The sequence below is a fragment of the Parapontixanthobacter aurantiacus genome (assembly GCF_009827635.1).
GTDB lineage: Bacteria > Pseudomonadota > Alphaproteobacteria > Sphingomonadales > Sphingomonadaceae > Parapontixanthobacter > Parapontixanthobacter aurantiacus.
On sequence record NZ_WTYW01000001.1, the window covers coordinates 1431764 to 1456259 of the forward strand.

Genomic DNA, 24496 nt, shown 5'->3' on the forward strand with positions numbered 1-24496 from the left:
CCCTTCCCGTCCCGAGCCGCCAAGCGAACCCCCGCCACTTCGGACATGAAACCGGTCACCGCGCCGCTCGTTGCATAACCGAAGAGGAGAGAAGAATGGCTGGCGGCTGGACCCGCGACGGCGCGGTACAGGATCAGATCGACGATACGGTGAGCGATGCGGTCGCGGCGGCGCGCGCGCGCCTCATCGGTCGCGGTGCGGAATATTGCGACGATTGCGGCGAGCCGATCGCCGAAAAACGACGCATCGCCCTGCCCGCGACGCGCACCTGCGTCGCTTGTCAGGCAGCGCGCGACGGGACGGTCAGGCAAAGCGGCATTAACCGGCGCGGCAGCAAGGACAGCCAGCTGCGCTAACGAAGCCGTGCGAAGCCATCCGCGCTTCGCACCGCGACTTCAGGCGCGGTACTTCGCAGAAAAGCTGTAATCCGGCAGCGAGTGGAACGCCGTCTTCAGCGCCTCTCCCCAGCTCGACGAGATCGCCTGAAAGTACGGGTCGTCCGCCATGATGCGCCGTTCGAACAGCGGTTCGAACCCGTCACGGGCGATGACCATCACGTCGAGCGGCAGGCCCACCGACAGGTTCGCCTTCAGAGTGGAATCGAACGAGACCATCGTCAGCTTGACCGCATCTTCGAGGCTCATCGACCGGTCATAGCCGCGCAGGATGATCGGACGGCCATATTTCGTCTCGCCGATCTGGAAGAAGGGCGTATCGGGGCTCGCCTCGATGAAATTGCCTTCGGGATAGACCATGAACAGGCGCGGCTCCATGCCCTTGATCTGGCCCGCGACGATGATCGAGGCAGTGAACTTCGAGCGCGTATTGTTGGCTTCCTGCCGTTCGCCGACCGTCTCGCGCAGCAGGCGTCCGATCTCGGTCGCCACCTGGAACATGGTCGATGATTTGAAGAGGGTGTTCTGCCGCTCGTCAGGCTCCTTCATCCGCTCTTCGAGCTGGCTGATGACCGTCTGCGTCGTCGCGAGATTGCCCGCCGTCATCAGGGTGATGATGCGCTCGCCCGGCACGTGCCAGCTGAACATCTTGCGGAACACGGAAATGTTGTCGACGCCCGAATTGGTGCGCGTGTCGCTCATCAGAACGAGGCCGCGGTCCATCATCATGCCGACGCAATAAGTCATGTCTCACATCTCTCCCGGCGGCGTGCCGCAGAGAATCGGCCGCCGCATCGTATTGGTTCGAACGGAGGGTTGCCTTACTGCTCTACCTGCTGCTGCTCAACGGCAACATCGACCTGCAGTTCTTCGTTCGCGGTTCCGAAGCTGATCCCGGTAATCGGCGCGGCATCGCGATAGTCGCGGCCCGTCGCCACCCGGACGTAGCGCGTATCGGGGCTGATGCCGTTGGAGATGTCGAAGCCGACCCAGCCCAGCCCCTCGACGAAGGCCTCGGCCCAGCCATGCGTCGCTTCCTGCTCGATCCGGTCGTTCATCATCAGATAGCCGGAGACGTAGCGCGCCGGATAACCCAGGTGCCGGGCGGCCCCGATGAAGATGTGCGAGTGGTCCTGGCAAACGCCTGCCCCGCTGGTCGCGGCTTCCTCGCCGGTCGTGTCGACACGGGTCGTGCCGGTCTTGTATTCGACGGTATCGCGGATCGCCGCGGACAGATTGTGCAGCACCGTGACGGCATCATCGTCCTGCGGCAGATTGCCGACCAGCCGTTCCACCGTCGGGCCGGGCTTCGTCAGGCGCGTCTGGCCGAGAAAGCTCCATAGCGGCAGGTGCCCGGCATGACGGCCGATCACGCCGGCATTGTCCTCCGTCTCGACCGTCCCGCTGCATTCGACGATGACTTCCTGCGCGCCCTCGGTCACGGCGACGAGCGTCACCGTGTTGTGATGCTGATCTTCATATTGCAGTTCGGGCGCGGCGTTCTTGTATTCCATGTGCCACTTCAGGATCTGCTGGCCCTGCGTCGTCTTGGGCGTCAGGCGCAGCCGCTGAAGGGCGTGGATGACCGGCTCGTCGAAGCGGTAATGCGAAGTGTGGCGGATGGATAGGCGCATGGTGACAGGTGTCCCGGGTTGGCGGCGCGTTCAGGCGAGAAAGCGGTAATCGTTGGAAATCGCTTGGCCGATGGCAGCATTGGTCGCGGAAAAGTCGAGCAGGAATTCATGAAGGCCCTTGTCGAAGATGTCCTCGATGCTCTGGTTCGACAGGCGGATGTCGGCCTCGCGCATCATCCGGTTCGCCTGCCCCTCTCCGCCGTGCAGGCGGGCGAGCGCGGCGAGTTCCTCGCGCAGGGCCGAATGGCAGAAGGCGAGGCTGCGCGGGAAACGGTCGTCCAAGACGAGGAATTCCACGATCCCGCGCGCGTCGATCTGTCCGGCATTGAGCGAGCGATAGGCGCGGTCGCCGGATACAGAGCGCAGGACCTGGTCCCACTGGCTCGTATCGAGGCTCGATCCGACATAGGACAATGCGGGCAGCAGCAGGTAATACTTGATGTCGAGAATGCGCACGATGGCATCGGCACGCTCGACCATCGTGCCGGCGCGGGCGAAATGATAGGCGTGATCGCGCAGCATCGAGCCGACCATCGCGCCGTGTGCAAGGGTTCCGGCACGCTTGATGACCGTTACCGCCTCGGCGACGTCGCTTTGCCCGACCGGCTTTGCGAGGAGGTCACTGATCTGCATCCAGTTGTCGTTGATCGCTTCCCACAGTTCGCCGCTGATCGCGTTGCGGGCAAGCCGCGCATTGGTCCGCACGAGTTCGAACATGGACAGGATCGACATCGGGTTCGCTTTGTCGCGCAGGATGAAGTTCCACGCCTGCACCCCGGTATAGGTCGCGTGCTGCGCTTCGAAGGCCTGCCGCTGTCCGGCAGCAGCGATGACGGAGCGCCACTCGTCCTCGCTGCTGACGATGTCCCGCGTCAGGGCCATGCGCAGCCCCGCCTCAAGCAGGCGCGCCATGTTCTCCGACCGTTCGAGGTAGCGGAACATCCAGAAGATTCCGTTCGCCGTCCGACCTAGCATGAGGGGACCGCCTTTCCGTGTGCCTTTCGCGCTTCGGGCGTGGTGAGTTTCGCTGTCGCCATCATCAGTCCTTCAGCACCCAGGTATCCTTGGTCCCGCCGCCCTGGCTCGAATTGACGACCAGCGAACCTTCCTCGAGGGCGACGCGGGTCAGCCCGCCGGGAGTGATGTCGACCGTGTCGGGCGAGACGAGGACGAAGGGACGAAGATCGACATGGCGCGGGGCGAGGCCCGCATCGGTGAAGATCGGACAGGTCGACAGCGACAGGGTCGGCTGGGCGATGTAGCCGTGCGGGTTTTCCTGCAGCTTCTTCCTGAATTCCTCGATCTCCTTCTTGGTGGCCGTCGGTCCGATCAGCATCCCGTAGCCGCCCGAACCGTGCACTTCCTTCACGACGAGGTCGGCGAGATTGTCGAGCACGTATTTGCAATCCTCCTCGTCGGCGCAGCGCCACGTCTCGACATTGGGCAGCAGCGGTTTCTCGCCGGTATAGAACTCGACGATGTCCGGCATGAAGGAATAGATCGCCTTGTCGTCGGCGACGCCCGTACCCGGAGCGTTGGCGATGGTGATCCCGCCGGAGCGATAGACGTCCATGATGCCCGGCACGCCGAGCACGCTGTCGGGATTGAAGGTCAGCGGGTCGAGGAACTCGTCGTCCACCCGCCGATAGATCACATCCACCGCCTCGTAGCCTCGCGTTGTGCGCATCGCGACGCGCCCGTCGATGACCCGCAGATCGCTGCCTTCGACCAGTTCCGCGCCCATCTGGTCGGCAAGAAATGCGTGCTCGTAATAGGCCGAGTTGTAGATGCCGGGCGTCAGCACCGCGACCGTCGGGCGGCCCTCGGTCATCTTCGGCGCACAGGCGGCAAGGCTCGTCGCCAGCCGGCGCGGATAGTTCGACACCGGCTCCACCCCGACCTGCATGAACAGCTCGGGGAACATCTGCATCATCGTCTCGCGATTCTCGAGCATGTAGGAGACGCCCGAGGGGGTGCGGGCATTGTCTTCCAGCACATAGAACTCGTCAGGCCCGGTCCGCACGAGGTCGATGCCGACGATATGGGTATAGACGCCGCCCGGCGGGGTGAAGCCGACCATGTTGGGCAGCCACGCGTCGTTCTGTTGGAGGAGGCGCTGCGGCAGGCGTCCCGAGCGGACGATCTCCTGCCGGTGATAGAGGTCGTACATAAACGCGTTGAGCGCGCGCACGCGCTGTTCGATGCCGCGCGTCAGGCGCCGCCATTCCGCCGCCGTGATGATCCGCGGCACCATGTCGAAGGGGATGAGCCGTTCCTCGGCCGCTTCCTCGCCATAGACGTTGAAGGTGATGCCGGTCCGCCGGAAACTGTGTTCGGCGTCCTTGTGCTTGCGATTAAGGAAGTGGGCATCCTGCTGCGAATACCACTGCTCATAGTCGGTATAAGCCTCACGCACTGAGCCGGCTGGTCCGTGCATTTCGTCGAATTGTTCGTCTGGTCCGTCCATGAGCCCTTTCGCACCGGGATATGGAAGCTGGCGACCGGCCCGGCTGGGCGGTCCGAAACAATCCCGTCATGAACTTAAAGAACTACTCTTTATCAAGTTCCCCGAGAACTGCCTCGATCGCCTCGCGGCTCTGCACGAAGCCGATATGCGTGCAGCGCAAAGCGATCGCCCGGTCGCGCTCGGATGGCAGGCCGCAGGCGCTTCGCGGACTGATGACGCCGTCGCGCGGGCTCCACAGCGCGACCGTCTCGACCGGAGGCTTGGGATCGCAGCTGCGGTCGATCGGCGGCGCATCGACGCTGTGACCCGCCACCGCCTGATAGACGCGCCAAGCGTTGTTCGCGCGGATGTCGCCGGAAAAGGGCGTGCCCATCGTCACGACCTTCGCGACGGCGCCGGGATGACGGCAGGCGACTTCGCGCGCATATAGTCCGCCGAGGCTCCAGCCGACGAGCACGACCCGCCTGCCGAAACGGCGATGCAGGTCGAGCAGGCGGTCCTCGACGATCGCCAGCTTTTCCGCCGTGGCGCCCAGATTGAACCCCGTACCCCAGCGCTTGACGCGATGACCTGCCGTTTCCAGCGCCCGCGCCATGTAGCGCATCCGGGTCGGATGGGTCGCAAAGCCGGGTAGCAGCATGACGGTCTGCGGATAGACGGCGGGCGGGATGTCGATCTGGCGAAAGGGCCTGACGAGCGGTTCTGCGAGCGCGGACAATTCGCCGATCAGCAGCTTCAGTCGCGGACCGGTCGCCTCGGTATCGACCGGCTCGCGCGCCAGCGCCAGCCGCCGCGTGAGTTCGGCAGCGGTCAGATAATCGGTGACGCCCTCGTTCTGCGATCGTGGCTCGGTCATGCGAACCCGTCTCGCAAACGAGGCTTGAATGCCTGCTGAAGAGCAGTCAGGCGGGACAATCGCCGATCCGGCGATGCTTGACGTTCATCGTCATGCTGACGCGGCCCATTTCACCGCCATCCTGCCGCATCGTCATCGTCATGTCGGAGGTCGTGGCGGTCGCCTCGCCCTGCATGGTGATGTTGGCCGTCCCCTGCCCGTGCTGGCAGGTCATCGCGGCATCGATATTGCCACCCGCCGTGTCGAATTTCTGAAACTCGCAATCGCCGCGCTGGCCGCCGCGCACCATTTCCTCGAAGCCGCGCTCCGCATCCTCGGGCGTGATGCAATATTCGGTCGTGGTGCTGGCGCTGTCTGCGAACATGCGCCGCATCATGTCGACCTGCGCCTGCGGAGCGCCCGGAATATCGACATTCACGAGTTCCACTTCGGAGCGATACTGCCCCGGTTCGGGCCGCGTAATTTCCCGCCCGGCGGCGATCAGTTCGTCATCGCTCAACGCTTCGCCCGAGGCCGCGGCGGTGTCGCCGCCAAGCGCAGGATCGGTCTCCGCCTCGTCCGCCGAGCCGCAGGCGGCAAGGACGAGCGCCAGGCCGGTAGCCAGCGCCATCGTGCTGCCCCTCGCTTGCGAGTTCGTCTTGTTCATCACGTCCGTCTCCCTGTTTCGTCTGCTTGCGCTGCCATGTGAATGCGTAACAGCATCGCGCCGGACTGTCACCGCAGCATTGCAGCGCGCCCCGCCGCGCCCATATAAGGCGGCATGAGCGAACTCATCATCAGGCGCGGCCTCGAAGAACCCGACACGACCGGCGAATTCACTCCTCACAAGCCAGCCCGCCCCGAAAAATCGATGCCGGGCAGGAAGTTCGAGATCGTCTCCGACTACATGCCTGCCGGCGACCAGCCGCGCGCGATCCAGGAACTCGTCGCCGCCGCGAGGGAAGGCGAACAGACGCAGACGCTGCTCGGCGTGACGGGTTCGGGCAAGACCTTCACGATGGCGAAGGTCATCGAGGAATTGCAGCGCCCGGCGCTGATCCTCGCGCCGAACAAGATCCTTGCCGCCCAGCTTTACGGCGAGTTCAAGAGCTTTTTTCCGAACAACGCCGTCGAGTATTTCGTCAGCTATTACGATTATTACCAGCCCGAGGCCTATGTCCCGCGCTCCGACACCTATATCGAGAAGGAAAGCTCGGTGAACGAGGCCATCGACCGGATGCGCCATTCGGCCACGCGTGCGCTGCTCGAACGCGACGACGTCATCATCGTCGCCTCGGTTTCCTGCCTCTACGGCATCGGTTCGGTCGAGACCTATTCGGCCATGATCTTCGACATCAAGAAGGACGAAAGCGTCGATCAGCGCGAACTCATCCGCAAGCTCGTCGCGCTGCAATACAAGCGCAACGACGCCTCTTTCCAGCGCGGCAATTTCCGCGTGCGCGGCGACAATCTCGAAATCTTCCCCTCTCATTACGACGACACCGCCTGGCGCATCAGCTTCTTCGGCGACGAGATCGAGGAAATCAGCGAGTTCGACCCGCTGACCGGCAAGAAGGGCACCGTCCTCGACCGCGTGCGCGTCTATGCCAACTCGCATTACGTCACGCCCGGTCCGACGATGAAGCAGGCGACGCAGGCCATCAAGTTCGAGCTGGAAGAACGGCTGAAGGAACTTCACGCTGAAGGGCAGCTTCTCGAAGCCCAGCGGCTGGAGCAGCGCACGAATTTCGATCTCGAAATGATCGCCGCGACCGGCAGCTGCAACGGGATCGAAAACTATTCGCGCTTCCTTACCGGCCGTCTGCCGGGCGAGCCGCCGCCAACCCTGTTCGAATATCTGCCCGAAAACGCATTGCTCTTTGTCGACGAATCCCACCAGACCGTGCCGCAGATCGGCGCGATGGCGCGCGGGGACCACCGCCGCAAGATCACGCTGGCGGAATACGGCTTCCGTCTGCCGTCCTGCATCGACAACCGCCCCTTGCGCTTCAACGAGTGGGACGCGATGCGCCCGCAGACCTTCTGCGTTTCCGCGACGCCGGGCGGCTGGGAAATGGAGCAGACGGGCGGCGTCTTCGCGGAGCAGGTCATCCGCCCGACCGGCCTCATCGACCCGCCGGTCGAGATCCGCCCGGTCGAGGATCAGGTACAGGACTGCATCCAGGAATGTCTCGCAACCGCGAAGAAAGGCTATCGCACGCTCGTCACCACGCTCACCAAGCGCATGGCGGAGGACCTCACCGAATTCATGCACGAGGCGGGCGTGAAGGTCCGCTACATGCATTCCGACGTGGAGACGCTGGAGCGTATCGAACTGATCCGCGACCTGCGGCTCGGCGTCTATGACGTGCTCGTCGGGATCAACCTGCTGCGCGAGGGGCTCGACATTCCCGAATGTGGCCTCGTCTGCATCCTCGATGCCGACAAGGAAGGCTTCCTCCGCTCCGAGACCTCGCTCATCCAGACGATCGGGCGCGCAGCCCGCAATGTCGACGGCAAGGTCATCCTGTATGCCGACCGCATAACGGGCAGCATGGAACGCGCGATGGCGGAGACCGAGCGTCGGCGGGAGAAACAGCGCGCTTTCAACGAGGAACACGGCATCACGCCGCAGACCATCAAGCGCCAGATCGCCGACATCGTCGCTCATTCGGCGGCGGGCGACGGGGTGACGGTCGATACCGGCGACGAGGAAGTGAACAACTTCGTCGGGCACAATCTGCGCGCCTATATCGAGGATCTGGAAAAGCGGATGCGTAATGCAGCGGCGGACCTGAATTTCGAGGAAGCCGGACGGTTGCGCGACGAGATCCGCCGGCTGGAGGACGACGAACTCGGCCTGCCCGATACGGAGAAGAAAGCGCCCGTCCGGGGCAAGTCGACCGAAGGGCGGCCCGGTACGCGCAAGACCCGCTACGGCAAGACGCAGCGGAAATGGAAGAGGTAAGAGCGGCGTAGGCAAACGGTCAAAACTGGCCGCACCCACTCAGTCCATGGGTTCGTCCCTCCGAACCTCTTGCGCGCGGGCATCGCAACGCGCATTGAGCGCTGCATGAATGCACGTTTCCGGGTCGCCCTGCTGTGCTGCGCCTTGCTGGCCGCCTGCAGTCCCCCCGCCACCGACAAATACGCCGCGCGCGACCGCGAGGTTGCACAGACCGATACGGTGCTGCCGCCCATCGCCTCGCCCGATACGACGAACGCCGTCTGGGTGCCCACGCAAGGCGACGCCGAAGCCCCTGAGCGGGTGGTGTTCGGCGAGCCGGGCACGCCGCCGCTGTTCGCGCTTGCCTGCAGCGAGAACGAAGACGGGCCGGTCATTCGCCTGACGCGGTTCAACACCGTGGAGGACGGCGCGCAAGCGCTCATCGCGGTTATCGGCAACGGCCATATCGCACGGTGGAAGGTCGATGCCACCCCTCGCGGTGCGCGCAACGTGTGGGAAGGCGATGTCCCGCTCGAGGACGAGGATCTCGAGATGTTCGCCGGGCCGCGCCGGATCGAGGCGACCGTACCGGGCGGCGGTTCGCTCGAACTGCCCGCCGATCCTCTGCCGGCCCGCCTGATCGCGCGGTGCATCGCGAATGAAAAGGCGCAAGGCGTCGGCGAGGAAGAAGCCGGCATTGAACAGGATATCGCAGTGCGCGACTAGTTGCGCGGCGGCGCAGCACTTTCGGCGAGTTCGGGCAGCATGTCCGGCGTCAGTATCTGCGGCAGTTGCTCTGGCTCGCCGCCGCCCGCCGGATACCACAGATAGAGCGGCACGCCCGCCGCCCCGCGCTCTGCAAGAAAGCGCGTGATCTCCGGATCGCGCCGGGTCCAGTCGCCCCTTATCGCAACGACGCCCGCCGCTTCGAACGCCGCGCGCGTCGCCTCGCGCTCGATCGCGACCCGCTCGTTGACCTTGCAGGTGAGGCACCAGTCGGCGGTGAACCATACGAAGACGGGCCTGCCCGAAGCGCGTGCTTCGGCCAGCCGTTCGGTTCCAAAATCCTGCGGAGATAGGAGTGACGCTTCGCCGGCGATGGCTTGCTGCGAATAGCTTGCCGGAAAGGCGAATCCCGCGAAGATAAGGAACGGCGCGGCGATCAGGGCTAGCGCAGGCCAGGCGAGCTTACCCGCGCGTTGCAGCCGTCCGAAGACGGCAAAGGCCAGCAGGACGCCGAACAGCAGCACCATCGCGATCAACGCAAAGCCCTGTCCGCCGATGCGGGTCGTCAGCCAGACGAGGGCGAGCGCCGTCAACCCCATCGGCAATGCCATCCAGCGGCGGAACCGCTCCATCCACGGACCCGGTGCAGGCAGGCGGCGGCGCAACGCGGGCACGAAGCCCAGCAGGAGGAAGGGAAGCGCTAGTCCCAGCCCCAGGCTCGCGAACAGCAACAGGGCGGATGCCGGCGGCAGGAGCAGTGCCGCGCCCAGCGCGGCGGCCATGAACGGACCGGTGCACGGCGTCGCGACGAAAGCGGCGAGCAGCCCGGTCACGAAGGCGTTGGCAGGCTTGCCGCTGCCACGGATCGGCAGGCCGGGAAACTCGAACAGCCCGGCGAAATTGGCGGTAAGGACGCTCGCCAAGACGAGGAGCGCGACGACGACGCCGGGTTCCTGCAACTGGAAGGCCCAGCCGACTTCTTCTCCCCCCGCGCGCAGAAGGAGCAGCAATCCGCCGAGAGCCACGCAGGCGAGGACGGCCCCCGCCGTATAGGCGAGCGCCTCTCCGCGCGCCTCGCCTGCTGCGCCGCCGGACCGAGCGAGCGACAGCGCCTTCAGGCTGAGGATCGGGAATACGCAGGGCATGACGTTGAGAACGAGACCGCCGGCCATTGCCGCCAGCAGCAGAAGAGCGAGCGCCCCGCCCGTCTGCTCGCGCGCCGGATCGAGAGGTGGCAGATCGCCCGGCACCTCGCCCGGCTCTGCGATGAAGCGCACGCCGCTTTCCTGCCCGCTGCCGAAAGACAGGATGCCTTCGACCGCGCCATTTTGTGAAACCGCGCTGTCGGCGAGAGGGATCTCGGCCACCAGCAGGTCGCCCTCACGATAGAAGTCCTGTCGCGCCCCATATTGTACGAGTTCGCGGTTGCCGACGAAAACATGCGGCGCATCGAGCCTCAGCGAGGCGGGCAGCGGTATGGCGAGGCGCAGCCTTCCGCGCGCCGTCTCGAACCGCGCAGTGCTGTCTATCAGCGGGGCGATCGCACCCTGCCACTCGGCGAAGCGGTCAGGCTCGGCCAGCTCGTCGAAGGACGTCGCGAGCTGCGCGGATTCGGGCACGCAGATCTTGTCCGTGCAAGCGAGGTAATCCGCCGCGAGGCGAATGGTCTGGCTCGCCGGTGCTCGCGCTCCTTCCGGCACGGAAATCGGCACGAGCACGGCGTAGTCGCCTTCGTAGATATGATTGATCAGCCCCGAAATCTCGAGCAGCTGCGGCACGGGATATTGCGGCACGCCCGCCTGCCAGCCGGGCGGCAAGTCCCAGTCGAGTTCCATGCCGATGCCAGCATCGCCCGGATTGGACCAGTAGCCGTGCCATTCTTCGGAGACGGGCTGAAAATGCAATGCGACGAGGAAGGTTTCGCCCGCTCGCGGCACTTCGGCGGGCACCAGTTCGACCGTGATGTTGTTGGCTCGCCCGGCCTGTGCGTTCGCGGGCGAAGGGGCCAGCGCGGCCAGCAGGACGAGCCAGCAGGCCAGCCAGACGGCCCAGAACCGTTGCGCCCGTAATTGCCTTGCCAGCTGCATGGCGCACCCTTTAGGGCGGAACACATTAAGCGACAATGAGGCAGTCATGAGCGACACATCGGACAGACGCGATCTCCTGATCCTCGGCGGCGGATTGGTGGGCATGACACTCGCTCTCGCTGCGGCGAAGAAGGGCATGACGAGCCATGTCGTCGATCGCGCCGATCCCGCCGATCTGACCGCAGAAGGTTTCGACGGACGCGCCTCCGCCATATCGACCGCAAGCTGGAACCTCTTCACCAATATCGGACTGGCGCAGCGGCTCGAAGCCGACGCCTCGCCCATTTCGAAGATCGCGGTGAGCGATCAGCTGAAGCCGGGACAGCTCGACTTCGTCCCCGACGATCCCGCCGACACGCTTGGCCGGATGTTCGCCAATCGCACCTTGCGCCTCGCGCTGTTCGAAGCGGCGAAGGACGAGCCGCTCATCCACTGGCATGCGAGGGCCGGCGTCATCGAACGCCGCCGCGGCGAACATGGCGTTTCGGTTCGGCTCGCTGATGGCAAAGAGCTCGAAGCGAGCCTGATGATCGGCGCGGAGGGACGCGGCTCGCCCACGCGGGAAGATGCCGGCATCGCGATGGCCAACTGGCAATACGACCATCGCGCCATCATCGCCGGACTGACGCATGAGAAGCCGCACGGGCAGGTCGCGTGGGAGATCTTCTACCCCGCCGGGCCTTTCGCACTGCTCCCGCTCAAGGACGATGCCGACGGCACGCATCGCAGCGCGCTCGTCTGGACGGTTGCGGAACGCGATGCGGCCGGTGTCCTCAAGCTGGGCGACCGGGCGTTCACCGCCGAAGTGGAAAAGCGCATGGGCAGGCTGTTCGGCGCCATCACCGGGGTCGGACCGCGCTCGTCCTATCCCCTCGGCTTCCATCATACCGCGACCATCACGGCAGAGCGGCTGGCGCTGGTCGGCGATGCGGCTCACGGCATTCATCCGATCGCGGGTCAGGGGCTCAACCTCGGTCTGCGCGATGTCGGTGCACTGGTACAGGTGCTCGACGACAATCTGCGCCTCGGCCTCGAACCGGGCGAAGCACAGGGGCTGGCGCGTTACGAGCGCTGGCGCGGCCTCGACGCGTTCATGGTCGCGCTCGCTACGGACGGTCTGACGCGGCTGTTCGGCGTTCCGGGCGAGACGGCCTCGGCGGTGCGGCGCTTCGGCATGGCCGGGGTTCAGCGGCTGCCCGTGCTCAAGGACTGGTTCATGGACGAGGCCCGCGGCGTCAGCGGCGACATGCCCGACCTGCTCGTCGCCTGAGGCGTTCAGCCCGCGTTGTCGGCCTCGACTGGGCTCGGCTGCTCTACCCTGTTGCCCTCTCCGTCGCGCAGGCGGCGGGGTTCGAGGACGGCGGAGGTCTCGATCAGATCGAGCGCCCGGTGCGCCTCGGCATAGCGGCTCGCCGCCTCGATCCAGCCGCGTCCGCGCTCCGCACCGGGAAGGTTGCGCACTTCCGCGATTGCCGGTTCGACCCGGCCGCTTTCGAGGAACAGGCGGGCGCGTTCCAACCGACGTTGGGGACGCGAGCTGGGGGTGTCGTCGCGGCGGATAACGAAGAGCGAGGCGAGTTCGCGCCGCATCCTCGCGAATGAGGGCGGCGCATCGCTTTCGGAAAGCTGGGGACCCATCATTTCGAGCCGGGCGATAAGCTCGTCCATCGTCACCGGGTCGCGGCTGAAGGAGATGACTGTCGAAACCGCATTGGGCAATGCATCGCCAAACCTCAGGCGCAGCTGATCCGCTAGAAAGCCGAGTTCCGCGCCGCGCTCCAGCGAACGACGCGCCGCGAAAGCGATCAGGAGCCCTTCGGCGCGCGCGGCATTCCCGGCAGCCGCCTGCGATTGCAGATCGAGCCGGGCCAGTCGCTGCTCCGCCGCGGCGAGCCGCTGGTCGATGCCGCCCTGCTGCTCCTCCACCCGGTCGATCGCCTCGCTCGGAACGTCTTCGTAAACGCCGCTCGGCTGCGCTTCGTCCTCGTCCGAACCGACGAGATCGGCAAGAATGCCGCTTTCTTCCGACGTCTGTCCCTCGCTGGCCGGCGCAGTCGTCGTATCGGTCTGCGCAAGGCCGAACTTTTCCGGATTGTCGTTGTAATACTGCACGGCGTAGGCAGCGATGATCAGCCCGAACAGGAATGCGACGAGGACGGCATAGATCACCGGCCTCAAGGAAGGCTTTTTCGCCGTCTTCTTCACAAAATTGTCGTGTTCGTATTCCATGCAATTCCCGTTCGGCCACCGCCCCTGCGCGTGGCTCGTGTTCGATCAATCGTTGGTTTCGCACATTCGGACGCACAATTCCAGCAATGCGGCGTCACGGGGATCCCCTGCGCTTTCCACCTTGCGCCAACCTGAACCCGCCGCGTCGGCGATGCGCGGTCCGAGGGCGGCGAGCGTGATTGCACCCCGATCAAGGCCGAGCCGGTCGCATTCTTGCGCGAAATGAACTGCCGCATCCGCCGAATGAAGCATGACGACGCCGCCATCGCGCAACCCATCCCGCAGGCTGCTCGGCATGGGCAGGGCCGCGATGCGATAGACGACGCGGGTCTCAATGGTGATGCCGCGCGGCAGGTCGAGCGACAGGTGGCTTTCGCCGGCCAGTCGCAGCAGGTGTTGCGGACTTTTTCCGGCAAGCCCGTCGACCACCGATTGCAAGCCCCCCATGCCGCAGGTCTCGACGACAAACCCGGCAGAGCTGGCGGCGGCGGCAGTCGCTTCGCCCACTGCATGGACGGGCAGCCGAACGAGTTCGCGCAATCCATCGCCGCCGTGGCGAAAGACATTGGCGCTACCGACGAGCAGCCCGTCGAAAGCGGCGAGCTCGGGAACGTCCCATTGCACGCTGCGCGCTTCGAACATCGGGAAGGCGCGCAGTTCGAGGCCGGATCGCGCCGCCAGTTTCACGGTCGCTGTCGCGCCCGGCTCACCGCGAATGACGAAGCAGGGAAGGCTCACAATCGCCCGGCGAACAAGGCGGCGATATTGGCCGGTGCGCGCGCGAGCATGTCGGCGGCCAGAGCGCGGACCTCGTCAAAGTTGTCTGTGGCGAAACGACATTCGCCGTCGATCCGCGACGCACCGTTCTCGCTGAAGATCGCGGCACGCAGTGTCCATTCGCTGCCCGATTTGAGAGTGAGCGCGGCGACCGGGCTATGGCAGGTGCCGCCCAGGCCTTCGAGCAGCGCCCGCTCGGCGGATACGCGCACATGGCTGGCCGCATCGTCGATTGCATCGAGCAGGCGGCGCGTCTCTGCATCATCAGCGCGGCATTCGAGACCGATCGCGCCCTGCGCCGGGGCAGGCAGCCAGTCTTCGGGATCGAGGCGCGTGCCCACGCCGCTTTCGCCCAGCCGATCGAGGCCGGCTGCGGCAAGGAAGGTCGCGTCGACCTCTCCGCTCGCCAGCTTCGCCATGCGCGTCGCGACGTTCCCGCGGAAGGTGACGACCTTGCAGTCGGGCCGGTGGTGGAGCAGCTGCGCCGCACGGCGGGGTGCGCTCGTGCCGACGACCGCTCCCGGTTCGAGCTGTGCGACGGACGCCGCACCGAGCAGCCGGTCCGCGACATCGGCGCGCGGCAGGATCGCTGCGATGACGAGGCTGTCGGGCCGGATCGTCTCAACGTCCTTCATCGAATGGACCGCGGCGTCGATCTGCCCTTCATCGAGCCAGATATCGAGTTCGCGGGTCCACAACGCCTTGCCGCCGATCTCTGCGAGGGGGCGGTCCTGTATCCTGTCGCCGCTGGCGATGACGGGCACGAGTTCGACCGCTTCCTCCAACCAGCCATGCGCCTCGCACAGTCGGCGGGCAGCCTCTTCCGCCTGCGCCATCGCAAGCGGAGAGCGGCGCGTGCCGAGCCTGAGTTTCGGGCGGGATGCGGGCGTGTCGGTCATGGCGGATGCTTGCCCTAGCCGCGCATCTGGTTCAGGGGAAGCCGTATGGGGATCGTCCTTGGAATAGAATCGAGTTGCGACGAGACGGCGGTCGCAATCGTGGCCAGCGACCGGCGCATCCTTGCCCAGCGGATCGCTTCGCAGGACGAAGCCCACGCGCCCTATGGCGGCGTCGTTCCCGAGATCGCCGCGCGCGCTCATGCCGAACGCCTTGCCCCGATGATCGAGGCAGTGCTGGCCGATGCCGACATTGAACTATTTGAATGCGATGCGATCGCGGCCACTGCCGGACCGGGCCTGATCGGCGGCGTCATGGTCGGGCTCGTCAGCGCCAAGGCACTCGCAATGGCGAGCGGCGTGCCGCTGATGGCGATCAACCATCTCGAGGGACACGCTCTGTCCCCGCGCCTCGCCGATGAAAACGTCGTCTTCCCGTACCTCTTGCTGCTCGTATCGGGCGGACATTGCCAGATCGTGCTGGTCGAGGGCGTCGGCAAGTATCGCCGCCTCGCGACGACTATCGATGATGCGCTCGGAGAAGCGTTCGACAAGACCGCAAAAATCCTTGGCCTCGGCTATCCCGGCGGCCCGGCGGTCGAGCGACTGGCGCGCTCGGGCAATGCGACGGCGGTCCCCCTGCCCCGCCCGATGAAAGGCAGCGCGGAACCCCATTTCTCCTTTGCAGGACTGAAGAGCGCAGTCCTGCGCGCGCACCAATCCGGCGAGCATAGTCTGGCCGACATCGCGGCGAGTTTCCAGGCGGCCGCGATCGACTGCATCCTCGACCGGCTCGACCATGCGCTGGCACGGTGCGGCGAAGTCTCAACATTGGTGGTTGCCGGGGGCGTCGCGGCGAACGGACCCATACGGTCGGCGCTCGAGCAGCTTGCAAGGCAGCGCGACCTGACCTTTACTGCGCCCCCGCTCGCCCTGTGCACGGACAATGCCGCGATGATCGCCTGGGCGGGCTGCGAACGTCTGCCGCTGGGGCAAAGCGATCCGCTCGACATCGCCGCCCGCCCCCGCTGGCCGCTCGATCCCGAAGCCGAGGCGGCGCGCGGCGCAGGAGTAAAGGCGTGAGCAATATCGGCGTGCTGGGCAGCGGCGCGTGGGGCACGGCCCTTGCGCAGATGCTGGCGAGCGACGGACGCGACGTCCTGTTGTGGACGCGCGATCCTGAGCTTGCCGCGACCATCAATACCGAGAGGCACAATCCCCTCTATCTGCCAGACATTACGCTGTCGGACACGATCGAGGCGACCGATGCCTTGCCCCGCATGACGGCATTGGACGTCCTGCTGCTCGTCACACCGGCGCAGCACATGGCCGAGGTGATGCAGCGCATGAGCGTCTTTCCGCGCGATCTGGTGCTGTGTTCCAAGGGGATCGAGGCGGGGACGGGCCGGATGATGCACGACGTGGCGCGCGACATCGCGCCCGACAGCGCGATCGCCGTGCTGTCGGGACCGACTTTCGCGCATGAGGTCGCCGCAGGACTGCCCACCGCGGTTACGCTTGCCTGCAGCGGCGGACGCACACAGTGGCAACGCCTTGCCGCGACGATCGCCCGCCCGGCCTTTCGCCCCTATTACAGCGAGGACGTGATCGGTGCCGAAGTCGCGGGCGCCATGAAGAACGTGCTCGCCATCGCCTGCGGCGTGGTCGACGGGCTGGCGCTCGGCCAGAATGCGCGCGCGGCGCTTATCGCGCGCGGCTATGCCGAAATGCAGCGGTTCGGCGATGCGCTCGGCGCACGGCGCGAAACGCTGGCCGGATTGTGCGGCATGGGCGATCTCGTGCTGACCTGCACCAGCACGGCGAGCCGCAACTTCTCGCTCGGCAAGGCGCTCGGCGAAGGGCGCGAGCTTGCCGAGCTCATGCACGACCGGCACACCGTTGCGGAAGGCGCACATACCGCCCCGATCCTCGTCGATCTGGCGCATGAGCACGATCTTTCCATGCCCATTGCCGAAGCGGTCCGCGACCTGCTCGGCGGAAGCGACGCGCGGGAGATCGTCGCCGGGTTGCTGGCACGCCCGCTGACCAGCGAAAACCGCGCATGAGCGATCCCGTCCCGCCCCACGGGCAGCCCCTCACGCAGCCGCAGCCGCAGCAAGAGGACGACATGAACGCCCTCGCAAAGGGTGGGCGGACCAATTTCTTCGGCTTCCTGTTGCGGCTTGCGGCGCGCATCCCGTTCCTTTTCATTGCCGGGCGCCTCTACGGGGCCGACGCGCTCGGCCGGTTCGCCAGCGCGCTCGTCGTCGTCGAACTCGTTGCCCTGATCTGTTCGCTGGGCGAGAAGCGCGGCCTTGCCCAGCGCCTGTCGGAAGGACAGGAACACCCGACCAACCTCGTCTTCGACGGGATGCTCCTCGCCCTGTTCTTCAGCACCTTGGCGGCGGTGTTCCTGTGGTTCGTGCCTGCTCCGATGTTTCCAAGCGGCGAATATACGACGCTCGACAAGCTGCTGGTGACGGCCATCCCGGCCTATGCGCTGACCGAAATCGTCCTCGCCGCACAGGCCTATAAATACGACATCGCGACGACCGTGCGGGCCCGCGCCATCGTGGAGCCGTGGACAATCTCGATCATGGCGGGCGTCCTCTATTACGTCATTCCCGAAGCGGGCCTGTCGCTGGCTTACATCGCGTCGATCTTCGCTGGGCTCGCGACCGGCTTCTGGTCGTTCTTTCGCTCCTACGGCAAGCCTGCCCAGTGGCGCCCGCAGCCGGTCAAGCTCGCACGCCAGACAATCCGCGCCCTGCCGCTCGCCACGGCCGATGCGGTGGAATGGGGAACGCGCCGCGTCGACATCCTCATCCTCGGGTTCTTCGCTTCGCCCGCCGCCGTCGGCGTCTATTACGTCGCGCAGCAGGTCGCGAGCCTGCCGCAGAAGCTGAAGACCAGTTTCGAGCCGATCCTCGGTCCCGTCATCACCAAGAACCTCAAGACGAAGAATTACGCAGCCATTGCCAGCCAGGTTCGCCAGGTCGGTTTCTGGATCATCGCCGCGCAGGCAGGCATCGCACTAGCGCTCGGCATACCGGGCGAGGCGGTGATGGGCCTCGTCGGTCCGGCCTTCGTCGGCGGGACGGGCGCGCTCGCCTTCCTCCTTGCCGCAGAGGTGGTCGCCGCGACTGCCGTCGTTTCGGAGGCGGCGCTCGTCTATGTCGCGCGGGTCAAGAACCTGTGGATCTCGCTCGGCACGATCGCGCTGCAGGCATCGTTGACGGTCGCGGCCATGATGATCGTCGAACGTTCGCCCTATGGCGACGAGTTCAAGGCGGCAGGGGCGGCCATCGCGCTGGCGATTTCACTGGGCATCGCCTCGCTCGTCAAGGCGCGGCTGCTGTCGCGGATCCTCGGGCACGGGGTCAATAACTGGCGCTGGGCGCTGGTCTATGCCGCCGCACCGGCCGTGGTCGTGGGTTATCTTGCAACCTATCTTCCCGAGTGGGCCGAACTCGCCTTCGGCATTCCGGCGATCCTGCTTGCCTATGGCTGGGTCATTTGGCGGCGCGGTTTCGGGCCGGAGGATCGCGTCCTGTTCAAGCGCGACATGGGCGGGGGCAATGCCGGCGCCGACGCCCTGCCACCCAAGCCGACCCTGCCTGGCTGAACCATTCGTCGCGCGCCTGGCACGTTCAGACGCCGTTCAACCCGCGAGACATTATTTCATTTCCGTCAAAAAGGGGAGATGATCGATGTCCGTCACGAAACCCGTATTCGCGATTTCGCTGCTAGCACTCATGGCCGGGTGCGCCGCCAGTCAGAACGGCGAGGTCGTTACGACCGGCAGCAGAGCCGATACGAGCGGCGATCAGGCAAGCGTTTCCCCGCCCCCGCCTCCAGCCCCTCCTCCTCCTCCGCCGCCCCCTCCCCCGGCTCCCGGACAGGCGAGCGAGGCGGCGAACATCGTCGTGACCGGCAGTTCGGTCGTGCGGACGACTCCGAATGCCGCGCCTCCCGTTACCGCCGTCGAAGCGCAGTCCGCCGCACTGCGCTATGTCCCGCCGGTCTGGGTTGCGCAGGATCCGGGCCGCGAACGCTATGACGGGGAAGAGGTTTCGCCCGTCAAACTGACCATGGCGGAGCCGGTCTCCACCTTCTCGGTCGATGTCGATACAGGAGCCTATGCCAATGCGCGCCGGTTCCTGACGCTCGGACAGATGCCGCCGCAGGATGCGGTGCGGACCGAGGAAATGATCAACTATTTTCGCTACGATTACGATCGGCCCGATACGGTCGAGCAGCCGTTCAGCGTCGATCTCGCCGCTGCCGCTTCTCCGTGGAACAAGGAAACGCGTCTCGTGCGGATCGGCTTGCGCGGCTACGACATCGCCCGCGAGAACCGGCCTCCCGCCAATCTCGTCTTTCTGATGGACGTTTCAGGCTCGATGGACGAGCCGGACAAGCTGCCGCTGGTGAAGACCGCGCTCGCCGGCCTCGCTGGCGAACTGGGCGAGAACGATCGCGTTTCCATCGTCGTCTATGCCGGGGCTGCTGGACTTGTTCTCGAACCGACCAACGACACGCGCAAGATCAGGGACGCTCTCGACCAGCTTCAGGCGGGCGGCTCGACCGCCGGGGGCGCGGGCCTCCAGCTGGCCTACAACATCGCGCGCGACAACTTCATCGAAGGCGGCGTCAACCGCGTAATCCTCGCGACGGACGGTGATTTCAACGTCGGCGTGCCGGACAGGGACGCGCTCGTCGAAATGGTCGAGAAGCAGCGCGACAGCGGCGTGACGCTGACCACGCTCGGCTTCGGCGCCGGCAATTACAACGAGGCGATGATGGAGCAAATCGCCAATCACGGGAACGGCAACTACGCCTATATCGACACCGCGCTGGAAGCGAAGAAGGTGCTGGGCGACGAGATGTCGTCGACCCTGTTCACCATCGCCAAGGATGTGAAGATCCAGGTCGAATTCAACCCCGCCGTCGTCAGCCAGTATCGCCTCATCGGTTACGAGAACCGCGCCCTGCGGGAGGAAGATTTCGACAACGACGCGGTCGATGCCGGCGACATCGGCGCAGGGCATCAGGTGACGGCCATCTACGAGGTCGTGCCGACCGGCGCGAAGGGCTGGGTCGCTCCGCGCCGCTACGGCGAGGTGCCGGAACGCGCGCAGGACAAGCTTGCCGAGGCCGCTCATGTGAAGCTGCGCTACAAGCTGCCCGATGGCGAAACCTCGCGCCTCGTCGAATACACGCTGCCCGCGAGCGCGCTCCGCAATGCGGCGAGACCGACTGGCGATTTCGCCTTTGCGACAGCGGTCGCCGCGTTCGGACAACGCCTGCGCGGAGATACGCTGCTCAACGGCTTCGACTATGACGATATCGTCGCGACGGCGGGCGAGCAGAGCAATTACTGGCGGCAGGAATTCCTCGAACTGGTCAAGGCGGCCGAAGCGCAATCCTGACTTTGCCCAAGCGCAACAGCCGAGCGGGCGGAAGGATTTAGCGAGACCGGCGCTTTTCAATACCGCGCGCTTTGCCTAAAGGCTGGGTGGTGGCCCGGATCGCACCTCCGCTCATAATCATCGCCGGCGGCGCACTTGTCGCCGCGGGAGCGAATTTCGCCGCCCAGATCCGCGGTCCTGCCTTCATCGCACAGCTGTCGAACGAGGCCGATGCGATCATCGCGGAACTCGGAGCAGACCCGGTGGAAGCCCGCTTCGCCGATCGCTTCGGTGCGCCCTCACGCCACGTCCTGCTGAGCGGGGGCGAAGGCCTTACCGAACAATTGCGCGCCGATGTCGCGACCCGCGTCGGCGCGATCGACGGGGTCGGCGGGGTTCACTGGTCCGACGGCACGATGCTGGCCGAGCCGGAAGAACAGCCGCTGCGCCCACCCGGCTGTCAGGACGACGTGCGCGGCTTGCTGCGGGCCCGGACGCTGCGGTTCGAGGAATCCTCCGCCACCGTCGATCCCTCGAGCGAAATGTTGCTCGACGAAGTTGCCGAAGCGCTGCGCCCATGCCTCGGCGCACAGGTGGCGATCGTCGGACATACCGATTCCAGCGGGCCGGAGCCGGAAAACCTCGCTCTGTCGCGAGAGCGTGCTGCCGCGGTCCGCTCCGAACTGATCGAGCGCGGCATTCCGGGCGAGATACTGAAAGCGAGCGGCGAAGGCTCCGCCATGCCGATCGACGGGCTGGAGCCGGGCGATCCGGCCAATCGCCGCATTGAATTCACCGTTCTGTCGGTCGCGCCGCTCGTCCCGACGCCGGTCGACAAGCCGGGGCCGCGCTGACATGGCCTTGTGGCTAGAACTCATCATCATGTCGCTCGTTGCCTATGCGATCGGACTGGGCATCGGCTGGGCGCTGTGGGGCCGGTCGGACAGCGAGTGACGCGGACACCTACGGATTTTCCGGGAGAAGGACACACATGTTGCAACTTATCGAAGAAAACTGGCTGCTGCTGCTGTTGGCGCTGGTCATCGGCATCGCCATCGCCTGGTATGTCTTTCGCACGACCCGCAAGACCCGGGTGACCGGCGCAACCCACGATCCGCTCGATGAAGGCGCGGAACGCACGAAACGCAATCAGGCGCTGATCGATTCGCCCCCGGTGGCGGTCAAGGACGGCCAGCCGGGCATGTCCTCGCCGAAGGCCGCCGCACCCCAAACCGTCAGGGTTGACGAAGCAAGCCCGCGCACCCCCGCGGGAACGACGGAGGCGAGGTCCGAGGAAATCTCGGAAGAAACCATCGCCCGCAATGCGGCGACGGACAAGGAAGACGCGGAAGCCGCCCGCACCGCCGCTTCCCCCGGTCCGACGTCGGCGGCCGCCAATGCCGACAGCACCGCCGCCTCGCCGCTCGGGACGGATGCCGAAACGGGCGACGGCATACCGATGCGCGAAGCGATGAAGCAGGTTCCGCCCGAACCCGATCCCGACGACGCCGCGCCCCAGAACCAGAACGAAACGAAGGTAACGGGACCCACGCCGACGAAAGGGGCCGACGATCTCACGCGCATCAAGGGTATCGGCCCGAAACTGGTCGGCACGCTGCATGAGCTGGGCGTCACCTCGCTTGAGCAGATCGCGAACTGGACCCAAGCAGACGTCGCGCGGATCGACTCCGAACTCGGACGCTTCCAGGGACGCATCGAGCGCGACGGTTGGATCGAGCAGGCACGGCTCCTCAATGCCGGGGACACCGCCGCCTATGAAGCGAAATACGGAAAGACTTCAGGCACTTCCTGACCGTTTCGTGATTCGGTCTCGCTGTGGTAAGTATGGAAAGTTAAACCGGAAGGACTTTCGCGCATGACCCAGCCCCTAATTCTCGTTGCCGAAGACGAAGCGATCATCGGATATGACCTGTGCGAGACGGTGGGGGAAGCGGGCTTTGCTGTCGAGGGACCGCATACGGACATGACGTCGGCCATGCTTGCCTGCCAGAAAACGAGGCCCGCTGCGGCGATCCTCGACATCCAGCTCGACGACGGAATCGTCTTTCCGCTCGCGGAAAAGCTGATGGCGGAGGATATTCCGGTCATCTTCCACTCTGGCATCTGGTCGCCGGAAGAAATGCAGGAGAAATTCCCGCAAACGCAGACGCTGGCAAAGCCCTGCCCGCCCGACCGGATGATCGAGACCGTGCAGAAGGCCGTCGGTAACGCTTGATCGGACCTTTCGTGGTTTTTCGTGCGCGATCTGCCGGACGTTTACCCGGCTCTGCAGACCCGCCTGTCGCTCTGCGCAAATGGGCGAGCGCGGCGAAGCTGTCCCGGCGCGAACTCACGGCTACGCTCGAAGCGGCGCTGTCGCTGCTCATCGCCAGATGGCAGGTCGGCAGGATTGCACCGACGCGCTGGCCGCAGCACATCCGCTTTGCGCCCGAAGCGCAACGTGCTGGCAGGGCGGATGCAGAGCATGACATCCGTCTGATACGGCGAGCCGTCGCTCGCGCAGCGCGCAATCTTCCGCTCGAATTGCTGTGCCTGCCACAGGCCCTCGCAGCGCAGCGGATGCTCGTCCGGCGTGGCATCGTAAGCGACCTGCGGATCGGCGTCGAACGCCCTGACGAGGCTTCGGCAGGGGATGCGCCCCGCGCCTTCCATGCCTGGCTCGTCGCTCATGACCGCTTCGTGACCGGCGATTGCGACGAAGCCAGCTACTGCCAGCTCGTCGCACCCGAAAAACCCTAAACTTACCCCTTGCCCGGCGCGGCTGCGCGGCTATTCCCGGGGCAAACCTCAGCGATTGGATAGACGATGGCCGGCATGGTACCTTTTTCCTGGGAAGACCCCTTCAACCTCGACGAACAGTTGAGCGAAGACGAGCGGATGATCCGCGACACGGCGCACGCTTTTGCCCAGAGCGAATTGCAACCGCGCGTGATCGAGGCGTTCAGCGGCGAGGCCGACGCGCCCGAACTGTTCCCCCTGATGGGCAAAGCGGGGCTGCTCGGCGCGACCGTTCCCGAGGAATATGGCGGCGCCGGGGCAAGTTACGTCGCTTACGGCCTCATCGCGCGGGAAATCGAGCGGGTCGATAGCGGCTATCGGTCCATGGCGAGCGTCCAGTCGAGCCTCGTCATGTATCCGATCCATGCCTACGGTTCGGAAGAGCAGAAGAAGAAGTACCTGCCCGGTCTCGCGAGCGGCGAACTGATCGGCTGCTTCGGCCTCACCGAGCCCGACGCCGGGTCCGATCCGGGCGGCATGCGCACCGTCGCGAAGAAGAACGGCGACGGATACGCGCTGAACGGGGCGAAGACCTGGATTTCCAACTCGCCCTTCGCCGATGTCTTCGTCGTCTGGGCGAAGTCGGAAGAGCATGGCGGGGGCATTCGCGGCTTCATCCTCGAAAAGGGAATGGAAGGCCTTTCCGCACCCAAGATCGGCGGCAAGATGTCCCTGCGCGCTTCGACGACCGGCGGCATCGTGATGGAAGACGTGAAGGTCGGTGCCGACGCGCTGCTGCCCGACGTTCAGGGGCTTAAGGGACCGTTCGGCTGCCTCAACCGCGCCCGCTACGGCATCAGCTGGGGCAGCATGGGTGCGGCGGAATTCTGCTATCACGCGGCGCGGCAATACGGCCTCGATCGCGAGCAATTCGGCGTTCCGCTCGCGTCCAAGCAGCTCTTCCAGTTGAAGCTGGCCGACATGATGAGCGAGATTTCCCTCGGCCTTCAAGCCTCGCTGCGCGTCGGCCGCCTGATGGACGAAGGCAAGTTCGCGCCGGAAATGATTTCCATCGTGAAGCGCAACAATGTCGGCAAGGCGCTCGATATCGCCCGCGTCGCGCGCGACATGCATGGCGGCAACGGTATTTCCGAAGAATACCAGGTAATCCGCCACATGATCAATCTCGAAACGGTCAACACCTACGAGGGAACGCATGACGTCCATGCGCTTATCCTGGGTCGCGCCATCACCGGGATCGCCGCGTTTTGAGGTCTGCGGAGCGGCCGCACGTGCCGCTTGCGCTTAGTACTTATCCGCTTTTGATTGCGGACCTGTCCTACCGCGTCGCGG

Annotated in this window: 23 protein-coding genes; 13 read left to right on the forward strand and 10 right to left on the reverse strand. The window is 65.4% G+C overall.

The genetic code is table 11. The features are described 5' to 3' along the window. The first annotated feature begins 95 nt into the window (after positions 1-95). Positions 96-356 (forward strand): DksA/TraR family C4-type zinc finger protein, encoded by a 261-nt coding sequence (locus GRI38_RS07005; protein WP_160682143.1) that lies wholly within the window; start codon positions 96-98, stop codon positions 354-356. Positions 357-395: 39 nt separating this feature from the next. On the opposite strand, the gene GRI38_RS07010 is transcribed toward GRI38_RS07005, so the two are convergent. The 6 genes from GRI38_RS07010 to GRI38_RS07035 form a co-directional block, all read right to left on the reverse strand. Beyond that, a complete protein-coding gene (locus GRI38_RS07010; RefSeq protein WP_160682144.1) occupies positions 396-1142 on the reverse strand; it encodes a proteasome-type protease in 747 nt (248 codons plus the stop codon). A gap of 74 nt (positions 1143-1216) precedes the next feature. After that, a complete protein-coding gene (locus GRI38_RS07015) occupies positions 1217-2029 on the reverse strand; it encodes a transglutaminase family protein (protein ID WP_160682145.1) in 813 nt (270 codons plus the stop codon). A gap of 30 nt (positions 2030-2059) precedes the next feature. Beyond that, the gene (locus tag GRI38_RS07020) at positions 2060-3004 is read right to left on the reverse strand and encodes an alpha-E domain-containing protein (RefSeq protein ID WP_160682146.1); all 945 of its coding nucleotides are present in this window, start codon (positions 3002-3004) and stop codon (positions 2060-2062) included. Positions 3005-3068: 64 nt separating this feature from the next. After that, positions 3069-4496, reverse strand: coding sequence for a circularly permuted type 2 ATP-grasp protein (locus GRI38_RS07025; RefSeq protein WP_160682147.1), 1428 nt, complete (start codon positions 4494-4496; stop codon positions 3069-3071). Between the two features lie 82 nt (positions 4497-4578). Then, complete coding sequence (locus GRI38_RS07030) at positions 4579-5352, reverse strand: esterase/lipase family protein (RefSeq protein WP_160682148.1); 774 nt, start codon at positions 5350-5352, stop codon at positions 4579-4581. A 46-nt stretch (positions 5353-5398) separates the two neighbouring features. After that, positions 5399-5998, reverse strand: coding sequence for a DUF3617 family protein (locus tag GRI38_RS07035; protein ID WP_160682149.1), 600 nt, complete (start codon positions 5996-5998; stop codon positions 5399-5401). 114 nt (positions 5999-6112) lie between these two features. Here GRI38_RS07035 and uvrB point away from each other — a divergent pair, with 114 nt between their 5' ends. Further along, positions 6113-8299 (forward strand): excinuclease ABC subunit UvrB, encoded by a 2187-nt coding sequence (uvrB, locus tag GRI38_RS07040; protein ID WP_160682150.1) that lies wholly within the window; start codon positions 6113-6115, stop codon positions 8297-8299. Between the two features lie 105 nt (positions 8300-8404). Beyond that, on the forward strand, positions 8405-9004 hold the full coding sequence (locus tag GRI38_RS07045) for a hypothetical protein (RefSeq protein ID WP_160682151.1): 600 nt from the start codon (positions 8405-8407) through the stop codon (positions 9002-9004). On the opposite strand, the gene GRI38_RS07050 is transcribed toward GRI38_RS07045, so the two are convergent. After that, on the reverse strand, positions 9001-11091 hold the full coding sequence (locus tag GRI38_RS07050; protein WP_160682152.1) for a protein-disulfide reductase DsbD family protein: 2091 nt from the start codon (positions 11089-11091) through the stop codon (positions 9001-9003). The genes GRI38_RS07045 and GRI38_RS07050 overlap by 4 nt on opposite strands. Positions 11092-11137: 46 nt before the next feature. Between GRI38_RS07050 and GRI38_RS07055 the strand changes: the two genes are divergently transcribed. Continuing rightward, on the forward strand, positions 11138-12361 hold the full coding sequence (locus GRI38_RS07055) for an FAD-dependent monooxygenase (protein ID WP_160682153.1): 1224 nt from the start codon (positions 11138-11140) through the stop codon (positions 12359-12361). 5 nt (positions 12362-12366) lie between these two features. On the opposite strand, the gene GRI38_RS07060 is transcribed toward GRI38_RS07055, so the two are convergent. From GRI38_RS07060 to hemC, 3 genes are read right to left on the reverse strand one after another with little or no spacing between them, the layout of a single operon-like run. After that, positions 12367-13320, reverse strand: coding sequence for an MICOS complex subunit MIC60 (locus GRI38_RS07060; protein WP_202389848.1), 954 nt, complete (start codon positions 13318-13320; stop codon positions 12367-12369). A 45-nt stretch (positions 13321-13365) separates the two neighbouring features. Further along, a complete protein-coding gene (locus GRI38_RS07065) occupies positions 13366-14058 on the reverse strand; it encodes a uroporphyrinogen-III synthase (protein WP_337191248.1) in 693 nt (230 codons plus the stop codon). After that, positions 14055-14996, reverse strand: a complete 942-nt coding sequence (gene hemC, locus GRI38_RS07070) for a hydroxymethylbilane synthase (protein ID WP_160682154.1) — start codon at positions 14994-14996, stop codon at positions 14055-14057. Before hemC ends, GRI38_RS07065 begins: the two co-directional genes overlap by 4 nt. A gap of 45 nt (positions 14997-15041) precedes the next feature. Between hemC and tsaD the strand changes: the two genes are divergently transcribed. The 9 genes from tsaD (at position 15042) to GRI38_RS07115 (ending at position 24415) form a co-directional block, all read left to right on the forward strand. Beyond that, positions 15042-16076: a tRNA (adenosine(37)-N6)-threonylcarbamoyltransferase complex transferase subunit TsaD gene (gene tsaD / locus GRI38_RS07075; protein WP_160682155.1), complete on the forward strand. Its 1035-nt coding sequence runs from the start codon at positions 15042-15044 to the stop codon at positions 16074-16076. Continuing rightward, positions 16073-17059, forward strand: coding sequence for an NAD(P)H-dependent glycerol-3-phosphate dehydrogenase (locus GRI38_RS07080; RefSeq protein ID WP_160682156.1), 987 nt, complete (start codon positions 16073-16075; stop codon positions 17057-17059). The genes tsaD and GRI38_RS07080 overlap by 4 nt, the downstream gene beginning before the upstream one ends. Beyond that, complete coding sequence (locus tag GRI38_RS07085; RefSeq protein ID WP_237487374.1) at positions 17056-18618, forward strand: lipopolysaccharide biosynthesis protein; 1563 nt, start codon at positions 17056-17058, stop codon at positions 18616-18618. Before GRI38_RS07080 ends, GRI38_RS07085 begins: the two co-directional genes overlap by 4 nt. Before the next feature lie 85 nt (positions 18619-18703). Continuing rightward, a complete protein-coding gene (locus tag GRI38_RS07090; RefSeq protein WP_160682157.1) occupies positions 18704-20425 on the forward strand; it encodes a vWA domain-containing protein in 1722 nt (573 codons plus the stop codon). An 89-nt stretch (positions 20426-20514) separates the two neighbouring features. Further along, positions 20515-21258, forward strand: a complete 744-nt coding sequence (locus tag GRI38_RS14270; RefSeq protein WP_337191249.1) for an OmpA family protein — start codon at positions 20515-20517, stop codon at positions 21256-21258. A gap of 137 nt (positions 21259-21395) precedes the next feature. Continuing rightward, on the forward strand, positions 21396-22217 hold the full coding sequence (locus GRI38_RS14275; protein WP_337191250.1) for a helix-hairpin-helix domain-containing protein: 822 nt from the start codon (positions 21396-21398) through the stop codon (positions 22215-22217). Positions 22218-22280: 63 nt separating this feature from the next. Continuing rightward, positions 22281-22640 (forward strand): response regulator, encoded by a 360-nt coding sequence (locus GRI38_RS07105; RefSeq protein WP_202389850.1) that lies wholly within the window; start codon positions 22281-22283, stop codon positions 22638-22640. 11 nt (positions 22641-22651) lie between these two features. Next, a complete protein-coding gene (locus GRI38_RS07110) occupies positions 22652-23164 on the forward strand; it encodes a lasso peptide biosynthesis B2 protein (RefSeq protein ID WP_160682158.1) in 513 nt (170 codons plus the stop codon). Between the two features lie 66 nt (positions 23165-23230). Next, positions 23231-24415, forward strand: coding sequence for an acyl-CoA dehydrogenase (locus GRI38_RS07115; protein WP_160682159.1), 1185 nt, complete (start codon positions 23231-23233; stop codon positions 24413-24415). Positions 24416-24496 lie beyond the last annotated feature (81 nt).